Genomic DNA, 15,219 nt, shown 5'->3' with positions numbered 1-15,219 from the left:
GCCCCTTGAGCGAGTGATTACACCTGCACCATGAAACTACCCGAACAGCTTCCAGGTTGCGCCTTCAGGTCGAGATATCCAGGCGGGTGATCTTGCCCTGTCCATCGAGGCGGAAGGTGTAGCGCAACTCCAGCGGGCTGCCCGGGAATGTCCCGGAAATCAGGTTGTGTACCAGCACCTTGCCGGTGCGCTGCTGGACATCGAGCACTTCAACCCGGGGCCGGAAGCGCCGGGCGGTGTCCTCCATCCATTGGGCGATGGCCTGGGTACCGACGCGGTGCTGGCCCTCATCGAACACGTTGGCATCCTCGGCAAAAAAACGCGTCACAGCAGAACTGTCGCAGGCATTGGCGGCGGCGATGTAACCGGCGATGGCCGGGGCCAGGGAAGCGACTGGATTGGACATGATACGGCTCCTTGTTTAATCGATCTGGCTCCATGCTAGACCAGCGCTGTGTCAGTTTTTGTCAGGAGTAAAACGCCCTGACTCATCGACTTTCATCAGCGCGAACCAGGCCCGCAGCAGATCGCTGCGTCGGCCGGGGTATCGCTCGCCCTGTTCGGTGGCGGCGGCAATCCGATCGGTGCGAAAGGTCCGGTAGGCGCCGCGCAGTTCACACCAGGCCACCACCACCCGCGCCTCATTGAAAAAGCCCAGGGCCAGGGGCCAGATCAAGCGCTGGCTCGGGGTTTTGTTCACATCGGCATAATCGATGTGCAGCTTGGCTTGGGCGCGAATGGCCTGGCGGTACACGTTCAGCTCCACCGTGTTCTGCGGATAGCCATAACCCGCTGGCCCGGGCAGGACCGTGGGATTGCGCAAGGCATCACGCACGTCTGGCGACAATACTGCGGCAACCTTCGCCAACGCATCGGCAGCGGCCTTGCCCAGCACCTCGTCGGCACGCTGGTCGACGTAGCGCAAGCCCAGGACAATGGCCTCGATTTCATCGGCGGTGAACATCAGCGGCGGCAGGAACAGCCCACTGCGCAACACATAGCCAATACCCGCCTCGCCCTGGATCGGCGCGCCGAGGGCTGTCAGTTCGGCGATATCGCGGTATACCGTGCGCTCCGAGACCTTCAGTTCGCTAGCCAGACTCGCGGCGGTGGCCGGGCAACGCTTGCCTCGCAGGACTTGCAGCAGAGTGAGCAGTCGACTGGTTCGCGACACGATGGATTGTCCGGGAAAAAGATGATGCAGATTAGCAGAGGCTGGTGTCAGAAACTGTCAGGAGCCTACCCGCTTGCCTCCGGCGTTGGAGATTGTGAGTTATGGTGAGCGATAGCTCTGCCTTTTTATTATGAGAACCACTACCCATGCGCAGAATCTTCGGCTTGTCCCTCTTACTGATCTTGCTCAACCTGAGCGCCTGCGCCCTCTTCCCCCACCGTGATCCGCTGAATATCAATGTAGTCGGCATCGAACCCTTGGCCAGCCAGGACTTGGAGGTGCGCTTTGCCGTGAAGCTGCGCCTGCAGAACCCCAACGAAACCACCATCGACTACAACGGCGTGGCCCTGGACCTGGAGGTCAACGGCCGTACGCTCGCGACCGGGGTCAGTGACCAGACCGGCTCCATCCCCCGTTTTTCCGAAGCAATACTGACGGTCCCCGTGAGCATCTCGGCGTTTACTGTCCTGCGCCAGACCCTGGGCCTGAGCCAGACCCAACGCCTGGACAACCTGCCCTATGTACTCAAGGGCAAGCTCGCCGGTGGTTTGTTCGGCACGATGCGTTTCGTCGATCGCGGCACCCTCGACTTGCGGGGCTCCACGGCCACATGGTGATCAGCCGGTAAAACGCACGCCGGGCCGGGCGCGCTCATCCACCACCAGCTCGAAGATGTCGGGCCGGGCATAGTGCCCGACCACGTCGTAGTCGTAGCGTGCCCGCACCAGTTCATCGGTATCGATTTCAGCCGTCAACAACCCGGCCGTGTCTTTCAGCGGCCCCGCCAGCACCTCGCCCATCGGGTCGATGATTACGCTGCCACCGGCGATCAGCGCACGCTCGGCCGGCCAATTCGGTACGTCGATGCCCAACGCCTGCGGCGAGGCCTGGACCTGGCAGGCGCTGACCACGAAACAGCGACCTTCGTGGGCGATGTGGCGCATGGTCACCTGCCACATTTCCCGCTCATCCACCGTCGGCGCACACCAGACTTGCACGCCTTTGGCATACATCGCGGTGCGCAGCAGCGGCATCATGTTTTCCCAGCACACCGCCGCGCCGACACGACCGACCTGGCTGTCGACCACCGGCAAGGTCGAACCGTCGCCCATGCCCCAGATCAGCCGCTCGGTGCCGGTGGGCATCAGCTTGCGGTGCCTGGCCACCAGGCCGGCATCGGGTTCGAAGTACAGCGCGGTGCAGTACAACGTGCTACCGGCTCGCTCTATGACCCCCAGCACCAGGCTCGCTCCGGTGCGTGCCGAAAGGCCGGCCAGTGCTTCGATCTCGACACCGGGCACGTCAATGGCGTTGGCAAAATAGCGGGCAAATGCCTCGCGCCCCTCCGGCAGACGATAACCCAGCTGAGTGCCAAACCCCTCACCCTTCGGATATCCGCCCAGCAGGGCTTCGGGCATCACCACCAGACGAGCACCGGCCTGGCGAATGGCATCTTCGTAAGAAAGAATCTGCGCCAGGGTCTGCTCTTTGCCTCCAGGCATCGAACCTATCTGCAGGGCGGCGACAATGGATTTGGGCATGGTTTGCAACTCCTCGGGTCATCAGGTGTTGCTGATTTTCAGACGCCAGCCGATCATGAATAAAGCCCCAATCGCTGCTAAATGATATGAGCCATATGAATATCGCCGACGTCGACCTCAACCTGCTCAAGATCTTCGAAGCCCTGCACGACGAATCCAGCGCCAGTCGTGCGGCTTTGCGCGTGGGCGTGACCCAGTCAGCCATCAGCGCGGCCCTGCGCCGACTTCGAGATTTGTATGGCGACCCATTGTTCGTGCGCACCGGTCGAGGCCTGGCGCCCACCCTGCGGGCCAATCAGCTGAAGCCGGTGATTAGCGACGCATTGGACAAATGCCGCCAGAGCCTGGCGATGGTCGACCCGCACGCCAGCCATTACGAAGGCCGTTCGGTGATCGTTGGCTTATCTGATGATTTCGAGATTGCCCACGGGCGACAGCTGATCGAGGAAGTGGCCCGCCGGGCCCCGGGCCTGCGCTTGATTTTCCGGCAGACCCACAGCCAGATCGTCGGACGGGCCCTGATGGAGCGCAACCTTGATCTGGCGATCACGGCGGGCGGATTTGCGCAGCGGTTGCTAAGCCGTCACATCCTGGGCGAAGGCGATTACGCCTGCCTGGTGGACCCGGCCAGCCTGACGGAGGGCCAGCAAGCGCTCAGCCTCGACGCATTCGTGGCTCGTGAGCATTTGCTGGTGTCGTCGGGCGGTTTTATCGGCATTACCGATGAAGGGTTGGCCGGGCTTGGCCTGAGCCGGCGGGTATGCGCCTCGACCACGCACTTCGCCGCGCTACCGTTCCTGCTCAGGGGCAGCCAGGCCGTGGCGACCATTCCGGCCCACGCCGCCCGGGCCATCGCATCCCTCAGCGGCCTGGCCTTGCTGCCCTGCCCCTTGGCTCTGCCCCGCTACCCTATCGAATTGGGCTGGCGAACCCCCACGCAGATGGACCCGGCGGTGGTCAGGGTTCGTGAGTCCATCGTCGCGACCTTCTCATAAGGCTTACTTGTTGGCGGCCATCAGGCGATTGACTTCACTGCGCACCATGTTGGCGTATTCGGGCGGCGACATGCCATCCAGCTCGGCACGCACCCACTCGGCCCATTTACCCTTGCGTTTGGAACGCTCACCGAACAGGCGGGCGGCATCGCCCTTGGCCTTGCCCAGGTTGTTTTGCCACAGTTCAAAGAGTCGGGATTTTTCGTCTTCCAGCGCGGCACGCTCGGCCAAGGGCTTGTCAGCCAGATTGAAACTCATGGGAATTACCTGTTGCGTAAATAGGCGCCATCTTACACCTTGCAGGGAAACGTCTTAACCCATTTGTGATGGGCTGCGCTGCGAAGGCCGGTCACTGCAACTTTTGCCCAGGCGCCGCACTCCATTGTTCACTGCACCATCACCAAGGAGTACCTCAATGGCCCGTAAAAGCACTGTCCAAGCCAACGGAGAGCAAATCAAGGATCAAGCGTTCAGCGAATTGCAGGCACTGATCGAAGAATCAGAAAAGCTGCTCAAAAGCAGTGTGTCGCTGGTTGGCGAAGACGCGGAAAACCTGCGCGGCCAGATCTCCCAGAAACTGCAACAGGCCCTGGATTCGCTGAACAGCGCACGCGAACGCACCCGTCCGATGGTCGATGCCACTGAGGTCTATATTGGCGGACATCCATGGCAAACCGTGGCGATTTCCGCCGGTTTTGGTTTGGTGGTGGGCCTGCTGCTCGGACGGCGTTAAGTACCACGAACTGTGGAAGCGGGCTTGCTCGCTCCCACAGGGGGTTCTATCTAGCCTTGCGATCCCGCACGCAGGATCGATGTGTCTTCACCGCGGTACAACGCCTCGATTTTTTCCGCCCGCCATTGCAGCACTGCCCTTTGGTTGATCGAGCCCTTGTCGGTGATTTCGCCGCGGTCGATGGACGCCGGTTCATCGAGCAAGGCAATCCACTCCACGCGGCTGGCGTTGCCGCTGGCTTCGCGATTCAGGCGTTGCAACCAGTCGGCGAACCACTGGCGGACCGCTGCGCTGGCGAGCACTTGGGCATCACTGGCGTCCGGGCCCAGGCCTGAGAGACGTCGGCATTCCGCCAGCCGTGGCAATACCAGCGCGCCCAGGCATTCGCGATCAGGCGCGGTAATCACCAAGTCCAGAACGTAAGGCGTGCCTTCCAGCACCGCGCGGTTGCGCAGCGGCCCGACGCTGACGAACACACCGGACGACAATTTGAAATCCTCGGCGATCCGCCCATCGAACATCAATCCCAACTGCGGATTGCTCGAATCGGCCAGCTTGATCGCATCTCCCGAGCAGTAGAAACCGTCCTCGTCGAACACCTCGGCCGTCTGCTGCGGTGAGCGCCAGTAGCCAGGCATGATGTGCGGCCCGCGAAAGCGTCCTTCCAGCTTGCCGTCCACCGGCACCAGGCGCACTTCACAACCAGGGGCCGGCAGGCCGATGTAACCGGCCATGGACAATGGCCCGGTGGTGAACGTGCAGGACGGCGAAGCCTCAGTCATGCCCAGGCCCGCCATCATGCGGATGCGCTCCCCGCAGTGCTGCTCGGCGACCCTGTCGAGGCGATCCCAAGTGCTTTGTGACAGGCCGGCCGCAGCAAAGAAGAACAGGCTGATGCGCTTGAAGAAGCGCTCGCGCAATTGAGCGTCCTGCTCCAGGGCAGTGACCAATTCCTCCCAGCCCTTGGGGACGGTCAGGTAGGCGGTGGGCGAGATTTCCTTGAGGTTGCGCAGGGTTTCGGCAAAGCCCTGGGCCGTGGGCTTACCGTCGTCCAGGTAAAATGTGCCGCCGTTGTACAGCACGATACCGACGTTGTGGCTGCCGCCGAAGGTGTGATTCCACGGCAGCCAGTCCACCAGTACCGGCGGCTCTTCACCAAACACCGGAAAGGTCTGCAACAGCATCTGTTGATTGGCACAGAGCATCCGTTGAGTGGTGATCACCGCCTTGGGCAGCCGGGTGGAGCCCGAGGTGAACAGGAACTTGGCGATGCTGTCCGGGCCGGTGGCCGCGAAAGCGCTCTCGGCCTCGACGCCGCCGGGTTGTGCCAGCAAGCTGGCAAAACCGGTCCTGGCTCGCCCCGGTACCTCGCCGCGCACCGTAACCAAGGGAATATCCGCCGGCAATACCGCATTTATCGCTCGTTCGAACGGTGCGGCCTCGCTGACGAACACCAACCCTGGCTGCAGCAGGTCGCAGACGTGACGCAGCTTGGCGAAATCCTGGGAGAGCAATGAATAGGCCGGCGACACCGGGCAGTACGGAATCCCGGCGTACATCGCGCCGAGGGCCATTTGCAAATGCTCGATGTCATTGCCCGAGAGCAACACCAAGGGCCTTTCGGCCGACAAACCGAAGCTCAGCAGGCCTTGGGCGATGGCCCGGACACGCTCGAGCATCTCGGCATAACCGACCCTGCGCCAGTCGCCGCCAGCCTCGCGAGCCGCGATGAAAGTCTGTTGCGGACGCACCTCGGCCCAATGCACCAGGCGATCGAGCAGACGCGCCGGCATCGGGGCCAAGGGCTCGAGGGAGCGCATGTGCAAGATGCCGTGCTCTTGCGTGACTTCGACGGCGGGATGACCAATCGACACCTGGCGATAACGCCCTGGGTCGGGTTGGGAGGACGATCTGAATAGGGAACTCACGTACATTTCCTCCACCAAGGCAGACTCGGTTCGCACAAAGCGAGCGCAGCCCCGCAGCGTCTGGCTGCGGCCTTGTCATTGTTATTCTGGCCTGCACCGGGCGACGGATTCGAAGCGCGTCGCCTGCGGTGCGACGGGTTTCAGATCGGGTAATGCCGTGGACCGTTCTGCAGGGTCACCCAACGCAACTGGGTGAAATGCTCGATCGACGCCTTGCCGCCAAAGCTGCCGTAACCACTGGACTTGACCCCGCCGAAGGGCATTTGCGCCTCGTCGTGCACGGTCGGACCATTGATGTGGCAAATGCCCGATTCGATTCGTTGGGCCAGGGCCAGTGCACGCGCGGTGTCGCGGCTGAAAATGGCCGCCGAGAGGCCAAATTCGGAGTCGTTGGCCAGGCGCAGCAGTTCTTCATCGCCGTCACCGCGCAGCAGCACCGCCACGGGGCCGAAGGATTCTTCGCGGTACAGGCGCATGTGTTCGGTGACGCCATCAAGCAGGGTCGGCTGCAGGATGCTGCCGTCCAATTGTCCGCCCGCCAGCAGCGTTGCCCCTTTGCCCAAGGCATCGTCAATCAGCCCTTTGATGCGCAGGCCGGCGCCGGCATCCACCAGCGAACCGAGCACCGAATCACCGGCTGTGGGATCGCCGGCGCGCAGCGTGGCGACCTTGGCGGTCAGCCGAGCGATAAAGGCGTCGGCCACGCTGGCGTCGACGATCAGGCGCTCGGTGGACATGCAAATCTGCCCCTGGTTGAAGTACGCGCCGAAGGCTGCGGCCTCGACTGCTGCGTCCAGGTCGGCGTCGTCCAGCACCAGCAACGGTGCCTTGCCGCCCAATTCCAGCAAGGCCGGCTTGAGGTGGCGCGCCGACAGCTCACCGACGATACGGCCGACATGGGTCGAGCCGGTGAAATTCACTCGGCGTACCGCCGGGTTGGCGATCAAGCGCTCGACAATCGCCGGCGCATCGGCCGGGGCGTTGCAAATGACATTGACCACGCCGTCGCCCAAACCGGCGTCCTGCAGCACCTGGCCAATCAACCGATGCACGGCCGGGCTTATCTCGGAAGCCTTGAGCACCACCGTGTTGCCACAGGCCAGCGGCATGGCGATGGCGCGGGTGGCGAGAATCACCGGCGCGTTCCACGGTGCGATACCCAGTACCACGCCGCAGGGTTGACGCAAGGCCATGGCGAAGCTGCCGGGCACATCCGAAGGAATGATTTCGCCATTGATCTGGGTGGTCATCGCAGCGGCTTCGCGCAGCATGTTTGCCGCCAGGTGCACGTTGAAACCGTACCAGTTGGCCATGGCACCGGTCTCGCCGGCAGCCGCAATGAATTCGCCGCTACGAGCCTGCAATTGCTCGGCCGCGCGCAGCAGGCGGGTGCGGCGTTCGTTGGGGGCCAGCGCGGCCCAGGCGGGAAACGCGGCTTGCGCGGCGGCCACGGCGGCATCGGCATCTTCCAGGGTGGCGGCGGCAACGCGCGAGACCACCTCACCGGTTACCGGATTGCAGCGCTCGAAGGTCCGGCCGTCACGGGCGGGACACGACAGGCCGCCGATCAACAGGGGCACGTCCAGCATGGTGATTCCTCTTTATTGTCTTTATCGGGAATGCATCAAAGCGGTGTAACAGTAGCGCCAGGGCGACACGGCGAACAGCGGGATGCGCCCGCTGTTCGCCTTGGCGCTTCAGCGCTTGTAGGTTTGCAGGCCGGGCTTGATGCTCTTGTCGTCGAGGAACTGTTTCATGCCCTGCTCGCGGCCGCCTTCGGTATCGAGCAGACGGGACTGGTCGAGCTTGGCGTACAGGTAATCCTCGTTCTGCTCCCAGGTCAGTTCGCGGCAGCGCTTGAAGCCATGCTTGGCGGCCCGCAGCACCACCGGGTTTTTCTCCAGGAGGTTGCGCGCCAGTTCAACGGTGACTTCACGCAGTTGCGCCAAGGGGACGCTTTCGTTGACCAGGCCCATCTCGGCAGCTTTCTGCCCGCCGAAGGTCTTGCCGGTCATGATGTAGTACAGCGATTGGCGATGGCCCACGGTATCGGCCATGGCCTTGCTGACGAGGTTGCCAGGCGGAATGCCCCAATTGATTTCCGACAGGCCGAAAGTCGCTTCGTCGGCGCAGATCGCCAGGTCGCAGGCCACCAGAGGGCTGAAACCACCACCGAAGCACCAGCCATTGACCATCGCAATGGTGGGCTTGGCGTACATGCGCAGCAATTTCCACTGCCATTGCGAGGCTTCGCGACGGATTTTTTCCTGGAGGATTTCCGGCCCGGCATCCACTTCGCGGAAATATTCCTTGAGGTCCATGCCCGCAGTCCAGGCATCGCCGGCCCCGGTCAGCACCAGTACACCGGCGGCGGGATCCTGTTCCAGAGTTTCGAGCACGTCGATCATCTCGCGGTTGAGGGTCGGGCTCATGGCGTTGCGTTTTTCCGGGCGATTGAGGGTGACCCAGGCGATGCCTTCCTCAATGTCGACCTTGACCGTTTTCCAGCGACCGTCGTAATTGCTCATGATGCGCGCTCTCTTGTTCTTGGCTGAAGATGAGTAAAAGCTAAACCGCAAATTTAGTTATGTCAATTAACTATTAATTCGTTTATCTGTATTTTCTGAGTACTTGCTGGGATTGGCGGGATCTTGAATTTCGCGCTCGGCCGTAGCCACGGCGGCGCAACCCCGGCAAACTGGATAGCCTTGTTAACCACTCACCTTGAGGATGTTCACTTCGATGACCAAGTCTTCCAAGCTTGCCGAACCCGTTGAGCCACTGGCCACCGGTACCGACGCGCAGGCGCCGCTGGACGCCGCGCTGGATGACCTGATCGGTTATGCCCTGCGCCGCGCCCAGTTGAAATTGTTCCAGAACCTTATCAACCGGCTCGCCGTGCACGATTTACGGCCCGCCCAATTTTCGGCCCTGGCGATCATCGACCAGAATCCTGGCCTGATGCAGGCCGACCTGGCCAAGGCCCTGGCGATAGAGCCGCCACAGGTTGTGCCGCTGTTGAACAAACTGGAGAGCCGGGCCCTGGCCGTGCGCGTGCGCTGCAAGCCGGATAAGCGTTCGTACGGGATTTTCCTGAGCAAGACCGGAGAGACCCTGCTCAAAGAACTCCAGCAGATTGCCGTGCAGAGCGATCTGGATTCCACGGCGGCGCTTTCGGACGGCGAGCGGACGCAATTGTTGCGGCTGTTGAAGAAGGTTTATCAGCAGTAACTGACAGGCACACCGTTCGCTACCAGATCGGTACGCTGTAGGTCACCAGGAACCGGGTCTGGTTTTCATCGCGAAACGCCGCCGTGCCTGGAAAATCGTTACGGTAGATCGACTTGCGCGCCAGCAGCCCGACGTTTTTCAGCGGGCCGCCCTGGATCACGTAGCCCAGTTCCATCTGGAATTCACGCTCCTTGCGATCCTCGGCGTTGAGGGCCGCCAGGTCGATGTGATCGCCGCGCACATAACGCAGTCGTGTCCTCAGGCCCGGTACGCCCACGGCCGCAAAGTCATAATCATGGATCGCCTGCCAGGTGCGTTCCCGGGCGTTGAGAAAATCCGAACTCATGGTCATTTCGCTCAAGCCCATCAACTCGGTGCCGGACACATAAGGCGTGGCCGTATCGCCGCTGGAATGCATGTAACCCAGGCTCACGCGATGCCCACCCAAGCGATAGCCGATCAGCGCCGAGACATTGCGGTTATCCACTTTCCCCGCCTTGGCAGCACCGTTGTCATCGCTGAAAAAGCTGCGCAAGTCGGTGGTCAACACACCGTTGCCCAACGGCAGGTTGTGCAGCAATGCCAGGGTGTCCTGCTGGTACAGGTCCGCCACTTCGGCGTGGTAGGCCCGCACGCTGAGGTCTTTATTGATTTGATAATCACCGCCCAGATACGCCATGTGGGACGAGGTTGCCGCGCCATTGAAACGGCGATTGGGCGAAGCGATGGTCATCGGCTGGTAGTCGGTGGAGTCGCGGCGGTTGATCCGGTCGATGTAGCCCGTGTTCAACGTCAGTCCGTCGATATCCTTGGAGCTGAGCGTCGTGCCGCGAAAGGTTTGCGGCAGCAGGCGCGACGGACTGGCAAAGGCAAACGGCAGGAAGATCGAGACATCGCCGGTCTTTACCAAAGTCTGGCCGACCCTCAGCTTGCCGGTCAGCGCCAAGCGCGAATATTCGTCGGCTGCACGTTTGTCGCTGCTGGAGACCGGCAGCAGTTCAGTGCCGCTGCGATCCGGCGACGAATCGAGCTTGATGCCCACCAATCCCCGGGCGTCCATGCCGAAACCGACGGTGCCCGGCGTGAACCCGGACTCCACGTTCATCATCAGGCCCTGGGCCCATTCCCGCGCTGCGGTCTTGGCGCCGTCGTCCTTGTAGTCGCGGTCCAGGTAGTAATTGCGCAGGGTCAAGGTGCCGTGGCTGTCGTCGAGCAATCCCTCGGCCAGTACGGCACTGGAACCCAGGCTCAAGCCGAGGCTGGCCAGCAGGGGGACGAAGGGTGAAACAGGACGCAGCGCAACAGCGCCCCGGGCAATTTTCGGCATGTTCGAGTCCACTTATTGTTGTTGTTTTTGATCGGCCGGCCTTGGGTGTCGGCGGGCCATGCGCACCAAGAATGGAAACGGTGATGGCGCTTCGTCAATCTGCAGTGACCGATAATCGAACATTAATATCATTAACCAATTTACTGTTTTTTTCGGTCTTTATGCTTAAGCCTCTGATTCTTCGGCCGAATCCTTCCACTTACAGCCCTCCACTGCATGTCATTCATTTTTTAGTTAGCTTTGTTAATCTTAAATCCAGCGACCGGACTGCTTCCCAGGCCGGTGTCCGGACAAAAACAATAAGAGGATTTGCCATGAACCAGCCGGCGCGTCGTGCGACGCTGACCATTGCCTTGTGTTTTATCGTTGCGTTGATCGAAGGTTTCGATTTGCAATCGGCCGGCACTGCCGCCGCCGGCTTGCGGCAGACGTTTGCCCTGGACCCGAAAATGATGGGTTGGGTTTTCAGCGCCGGGATCATCGGCCTTTTGCCTGGGGCGTTCTTCGGCGGTTGGATCGCCGATCGCATCGGTCGCAAGAAGATCCTCATCGCCGCCGTCCTGCTGTTCGGTGTGTTTTCCCTCAGCACTGCGCATGTCGAGCATTTTTCCAGCCTGCTGTTGGTGCGCTTCATGACCGGCCTGGGCCTGGGCGCCGCCCTGCCCAACCTCATTGCGTTGTGTGCCGAAGCCGTGGGAGAAGAACGCCGTGGCACGGCCATCAGCGTGATGTATGCGGGGGTGCCGTTGGGCGGTGCCTTGGCCGCGGTGGTCGCCATGGTTTTTGGCGAGCACTGGCAGATGACCTTTTTCATCGGTGGCTTGGCTCCCTTGTTGGTGGTTCCGCTGATGCTGTTGTGGCTGCCTGAATCCAGCGCTTTTCGCCAGGCGCAGGATGGCGGCCAACGGCGCGGCACAACCGCCCAGGCGCTGTTCGCTGAAGGTCGCAGCCGTACTACCGTGGCGCTATGGCTGAGCTATTTTTTCACCCTGACGGTCATGTACATGCTGCTGAACTGGCTGCCATCGTTATTGGTGGAACAGGGCTTCAGCAAACCTCAGGCCGGCTTGGTGCAGATGCTGTTCAACATCGGTGGTGCACTTGGCTCGTTACTGGGTGGCCTGTTGCTGGACCGCTGCAATGGCGTGAAGGTGGTGCTGTTTGTCTATGCCGGTCTGCTGAGCGCCCTGGCCGGGGTCGGCTTGTCCGTCGGCATCGTGCCGATGGCGATGGCAGGGTTCGCCGCGGGGTTGTTTGTCATGGCTGCGCAGTTGGTGCTTTATGCCCTGGCACCGCCCTCCTACCCCACTGCTGTGCGTGCGACTGGCGTAGGTGCGGCGGTCGCTATCGGACGGTTGGGTTCGGTTGCTGGTCCTTTGGCGGCTGGACAGATCCTGGCGGCTGGGGGTGGGACTGCTGCCGTATTGTTGGCGACTTCACCGGGGTTGGTGGTCGCGACGCTGGCTGTTCTTGGGGTGATGCGCCGTTCGACTGGGCTGGGGCTCGGGGCGGCAAGGCCGGTTGTGAAGCATTCCTGATTCGGCGTACCTATCCGTTGTCGTCGTAACGGCGGCTTATGGCTTCGCTCCTACAGCGGCCCACTTTCGGCATTGCTCCGTGGGCCGCCGCGAGGCGGCCTGACTCTTCGGCGTGCTTCGATCCAATTGTGGGAGCGAGCTTGCTCGCGATGATGTCAGCGAATTCAACCTATTTGCCATGACCCACAGCATTGGATTGGGTACATCAGGAAGCAACAGGTCGACTGGTACGCCGCCTTCGCGAGCAAGCTCGCTCCCACAGATTCGATGTTCACCTGAATGAACGCAGTCACCCCCTAACCCACCGCTCCTGCCGGGTCAGTTCAGGCTTTTTTGCGAAGACCTTCTGTGGCAGCAGCAGCCAGGCCAAGGCCGGCAGCAGGATCAAGGCACCGAGCATATTCACCAGGAACATGAAGGCCAGCAAGATCCCCATGTCGGCCTGGAACTTGATCGGTGAAAAGGCCCAGGTCGACACAGCCACAGCCAGCGTCATACCTGTCAGCAACACCACCTTGCCGGTGAACAGCAGCGCCTGGTAATACGCCTGGGCCAGGGTGTCACCGGCACGCATTCGAGCCAGGATCACGCTCAGCACATAAAGCGCATAGTCGACGCCGATGCCCACGCCCAGGGCAATGACGGGCAGCGTCGCAACTTTCACCCCCATGCCTAGCCCCACCATCAGTGCCTCGCACAGGATCGAGGTGAGCATCAGCGGCAGCATCGCGCACAGGGTTGCGCGCCAGCTGCGGAAGGTCAGCAGACACAGCAGGCTGACCGCACCGTAGACCCAGAACAGCATCTCGCGCATGGACTTCTTCACCACGATATTAGTCGCCGCTTCGATACCCGCGCTGCCGGCCGCCAGCATGAACTTGACCTCTGGCACGTGATGTCCAGCGATAAACTGCTCACTGGCCTCCACCACCCGGTTCAAGGTGTCAGCTTTGTGATCGGCAAGATAGACGTATAACGACAGCATTGAACAACCCTGGTTGAACAGCTCCCGCGGTGCACGGGTTTGCACGGCGCCCAACGCGCCGTCGTTGGGGATCAGTTCATACCATTTGAAGTTGCCTTCGTTATAACCGGCCGTGGCGATCTTGCTCAGTGCCGCCATCGAAGTGGTCGACTCCACGCCGGGCAACTGCTCCAGTTGCCAGGCCAGCGCGTCCACCGCCGACAAACTGGCGTAACGGGTGCATTGGTCCTCCGGGGTCTTGATCATGACCACGAAAATATCCGAGCTGGCCGCATAGTTTTGCGTCATGAACAGCGCATCGCGGTTGTAGCGCGAGTCGGCGCGCAATTCCGGAGCGCCGGGGTCCAGATCGCCGATCTTCAAATGCAAGCTCACGGCAAAACCACACGCGGCCAACAGCAAGCCAACCACCATGGCGCCAATGGCCCAGCGCCGCTGGGTGAACAGGTCGAGTACACGCCACAGCGGATGCTTGATCTGCGCCTGCTGCTCGGTGGTTTCCGAACTCAGGCTGCGTTGTGCCGCCGCCGGGCTCACGCCGATATAGCTGAGCAGGATCGGCAGCAGGATCAGGTTGGTGAAAATCAGCACCGCCACACCGAGGCTGGCGGTGATTGCCAAGTCCTGGATCACCCGAATATTGATCAACAGCAGAACGGCAAAGCCCACCGCATCACAGAGCAAAGCGGTGATGCCCGCCGCAAACAGTCGGCGGAAGGTATAGCGCGCGGCGACCACCCTGTGAGTACCACGGCCGATGTCCTGCATGATGCCGTTCATCTTCTGCGCGCCATGGCTCATGCCAATCGCGAACACCAGGAACGGCACCAATGCAGAGTAAGGATCCAGTTCATAACCGAGCAGGGCCAGCAGCCCCAGTTGCCAGAGCACCGCCGCCAGCGAACAGATCACCACCACCAGGGTGCTGCGCGCGCAACGGGTGTAGCCAAACAGCACCAATACCGTCACCAGCACCGCCACGACAAAGAACAGAAGTACCTGGGTCATCCCCTCGATCAGATCACCGACGATCTTGGTAAAACCAGTGATATGAATCTGCAGGTCGTCCGTCTGGTACTTGTCTCGCAACGCCTCCAATTGACGGGAAAACTCGCCATAGTCCAACGCCTTACCCGTCTGTGGATTGATTTCCAGCAACGGCACGAAAATCACACTGGACTTGAAGTTGCCCGCGACCAGTTGACCGACTTCTCCGGAGCGGGACACGTTGGTCCGCACCTGCTCGAGGCTGGTCGCTGATCCATCGTAGTCGTCAGGAATCACCGTGCCGCCGTCGAGTCCTTCTTCGGTGACGGCAGTCCAGCGGGTGGTCGGCGTCCAGAGCGACTTCATATAAGGCCGGTCGACGCCCGGCAACAGATAGAGTTCATCGTTGAGCTTGGCCAGGGTGTTGAGGTAGTCCTTGGTGAAAATACTCCCCTGCTTGACCTCCACGGCGATGCGCAACGAGTTGCCCAAGCCGCTCAACTCACTGCGATTGTCGAGGAAGTTGGCGACGTAGGGATGCCCCGTGGGAATGGTTTTCTCATAGCTGGCATTGATGCCGATGCGCGTGGCTTGCCAACCGAGCACCAACGTCACTAACAGGCACAGCAGGATCACCAGCGGTCGATGGTTGAAGATCGCGCGTTCGGCGAAGTTGCCTGACGCCCGGTCGAAGTCTTCCTGGCGGCTGATCACGGTCTGGATTTTGTCGTCTTTCAAGTTTGACTCCCTGTTGCACGAGCCGTGGCCCGATAGCGCTAC

At 61.4% G+C, this 15,219-nt stretch carries 14 protein-coding genes; 5 read left to right on the top strand and 9 right to left on the bottom strand.

Annotated features, from left to right (window positions below):
* Positions 1-64: 64 nt before the first annotated feature.
* Entirely contained in the window at positions 65-406 is a 342-nt protein-coding gene (locus PFLQ2_RS15520) for a nuclear transport factor 2 family protein (protein ID WP_003181197.1), read from the bottom strand.
* Positions 407-457: 51 nt separating this feature from the next.
* Positions 458-1,174 carry a helix-turn-helix transcriptional regulator gene (locus PFLQ2_RS15525; RefSeq protein ID WP_003181195.1) on the bottom strand — a complete coding sequence of 239 codons (717 nt, stop codon included), beginning with the start codon at positions 1,172-1,174 and terminating at the stop codon, positions 458-460.
* A 146-nt stretch (positions 1,175-1,320) separates the two neighbouring features.
* Between PFLQ2_RS15525 and PFLQ2_RS15530 the strand changes: the two genes are divergently transcribed.
* On the top strand, positions 1,321-1,791 hold the full coding sequence (locus PFLQ2_RS15530) for an LEA type 2 family protein (RefSeq protein WP_003181193.1): 471 nt from the start codon (positions 1,321-1,323) through the stop codon (positions 1,789-1,791).
* Here PFLQ2_RS15530 and PFLQ2_RS15535 read toward each other — a convergent pair whose 3' ends face one another.
* Positions 1,792-2,715 (bottom strand): carbon-nitrogen hydrolase family protein, encoded by a 924-nt coding sequence (locus tag PFLQ2_RS15535; RefSeq protein WP_003181191.1) that lies wholly within the window; start codon positions 2,713-2,715, stop codon positions 1,792-1,794.
* A gap of 86 nt (positions 2,716-2,801) precedes the next feature.
* Here PFLQ2_RS15535 and PFLQ2_RS15540 point away from each other — a divergent pair, with 86 nt between their 5' ends.
* Complete coding sequence (locus PFLQ2_RS15540; protein ID WP_033045990.1) at positions 2,802-3,710, top strand: LysR family transcriptional regulator; 909 nt, start codon at positions 2,802-2,804, stop codon at positions 3,708-3,710.
* A 3-nt stretch (positions 3,711-3,713) separates the two neighbouring features.
* Here the strand turns inward: PFLQ2_RS15540 and PFLQ2_RS15545 are convergent, their stop codons facing one another.
* The gene (locus PFLQ2_RS15545; RefSeq protein ID WP_003181187.1) at positions 3,714-3,968 is read right to left on the bottom strand and encodes a hypothetical protein; all 255 of its coding nucleotides are present in this window, start codon (positions 3,966-3,968) and stop codon (positions 3,714-3,716) included.
* 157 nt (positions 3,969-4,125) lie between these two features.
* On the opposite strand from PFLQ2_RS15545, the gene PFLQ2_RS15550 reads away from it, so the two are divergent.
* Complete coding sequence (locus PFLQ2_RS15550) at positions 4,126-4,443, top strand: DUF883 family protein (RefSeq protein ID WP_003181181.1); 318 nt, start codon at positions 4,126-4,128, stop codon at positions 4,441-4,443.
* Positions 4,444-4,493: 50 nt separating this feature from the next.
* Here the strand turns inward: PFLQ2_RS15550 and PFLQ2_RS15555 are convergent, their stop codons facing one another.
* The 3 genes from PFLQ2_RS15555 to PFLQ2_RS15565 form a co-directional block, all read right to left on the bottom strand.
* On the bottom strand, positions 4,494-6,371 hold the full coding sequence (locus PFLQ2_RS15555; RefSeq protein ID WP_003181179.1) for a feruloyl-CoA synthase: 1,878 nt from the start codon (positions 6,369-6,371) through the stop codon (positions 4,494-4,496).
* A gap of 140 nt (positions 6,372-6,511) precedes the next feature.
* On the bottom strand, positions 6,512-7,960 hold the full coding sequence (locus tag PFLQ2_RS15560) for an aldehyde dehydrogenase (RefSeq protein WP_003181178.1): 1,449 nt from the start codon (positions 7,958-7,960) through the stop codon (positions 6,512-6,514).
* 108 nt (positions 7,961-8,068) lie between these two features.
* Positions 8,069-8,899 (bottom strand): p-hydroxycinnamoyl CoA hydratase/lyase, encoded by an 831-nt coding sequence (locus PFLQ2_RS15565; RefSeq protein WP_003181176.1) that lies wholly within the window; start codon positions 8,897-8,899, stop codon positions 8,069-8,071.
* Between the two features lie 214 nt (positions 8,900-9,113).
* Between PFLQ2_RS15565 and PFLQ2_RS15570 the strand changes: the two genes are divergently transcribed.
* Positions 9,114-9,602, top strand: a complete 489-nt coding sequence (locus tag PFLQ2_RS15570) for a MarR family winged helix-turn-helix transcriptional regulator (RefSeq protein ID WP_003181174.1) — start codon at positions 9,114-9,116, stop codon at positions 9,600-9,602.
* Positions 9,603-9,621: 19 nt separating this feature from the next.
* Here PFLQ2_RS15570 and PFLQ2_RS15575 read toward each other — a convergent pair whose 3' ends face one another.
* Complete coding sequence (locus PFLQ2_RS15575) at positions 9,622-10,929, bottom strand: OprD family porin (protein ID WP_003181171.1); 1,308 nt, start codon at positions 10,927-10,929, stop codon at positions 9,622-9,624.
* Between the two features lie 314 nt (positions 10,930-11,243).
* Between PFLQ2_RS15575 and mhpT the strand changes: the two genes are divergently transcribed.
* Positions 11,244-12,467, top strand: a complete 1,224-nt coding sequence (mhpT, locus tag PFLQ2_RS15580) for a 3-(3-hydroxy-phenyl)propionate transporter MhpT (protein WP_003181169.1) — start codon at positions 11,244-11,246, stop codon at positions 12,465-12,467.
* Between the two features lie 289 nt (positions 12,468-12,756).
* Here the strand turns inward: mhpT and PFLQ2_RS15585 are convergent, their stop codons facing one another.
* Positions 12,757-15,177, bottom strand: coding sequence for an efflux RND transporter permease subunit (locus PFLQ2_RS15585; RefSeq protein WP_003181167.1), 2,421 nt, complete (start codon positions 15,175-15,177; stop codon positions 12,757-12,759).
* Positions 15,178-15,219: the final 42 nt, after the last annotated feature.

The organism is Pseudomonas fluorescens Q2-87, assembly GCF_000281895.1.
Taxonomy (GTDB): domain Bacteria; phylum Pseudomonadota; class Gammaproteobacteria; order Pseudomonadales; family Pseudomonadaceae; genus Aquipseudomonas; species Aquipseudomonas fluorescens_S.
Note: the sequence above shows the minus strand (reverse complement) of the source record. Positions and strands in the feature narration are given on the sequence as shown.

Bases quoted from the DNA above. Each gene is read 5' to 3' on its own strand.
- PFLQ2_RS15520 (WP_003181197.1), bottom strand. From the start codon at position 406: ATGTCCAATCCAGTCGCTTCCCTGGCCCCGGCCATCGCCGGTTACATC.
- PFLQ2_RS15530 (WP_003181193.1), top strand. From the start codon at position 1,321: ATGCGCAGAATCTTCGGCTTGTCCCTCTTACTGATCTTGCTCAACCTG.
- PFLQ2_RS15535 (WP_003181191.1), bottom strand. From the start codon at position 2,715: ATGCCCAAATCCATTGTCGCCGCCCTGCAGATAGGTTCGATGCCTGGA.
- PFLQ2_RS15540 (WP_033045990.1), top strand. From the start codon at position 2,802: ATGAGCCATATGAATATCGCCGACGTCGACCTCAACCTGCTCAAGATC.
- PFLQ2_RS15545 (WP_003181187.1), bottom strand. From the start codon at position 3,968: ATGAGTTTCAATCTGGCTGACAAGCCCTTGGCCGAGCGTGCCGCGCTG.
- PFLQ2_RS15550 (WP_003181181.1), top strand. From the start codon at position 4,126: ATGGCCCGTAAAAGCACTGTCCAAGCCAACGGAGAGCAAATCAAGGAT.
- PFLQ2_RS15560 (WP_003181178.1), bottom strand. From the start codon at position 7,960: ATGCTGGACGTGCCCCTGTTGATCGGCGGCCTGTCGTGTCCCGCCCGT.
- PFLQ2_RS15565 (WP_003181176.1), bottom strand. From the start codon at position 8,899: ATGAGCAATTACGACGGTCGCTGGAAAACGGTCAAGGTCGACATTGAG.
- PFLQ2_RS15570 (WP_003181174.1), top strand. From the start codon at position 9,114: ATGACCAAGTCTTCCAAGCTTGCCGAACCCGTTGAGCCACTGGCCACC.
- PFLQ2_RS15575 (WP_003181171.1), bottom strand. From the start codon at position 10,929: ATGCCGAAAATTGCCCGGGGCGCTGTTGCGCTGCGTCCTGTTTCACCC.
- mhpT (WP_003181169.1), top strand. From the start codon at position 11,244: ATGAACCAGCCGGCGCGTCGTGCGACGCTGACCATTGCCTTGTGTTTT.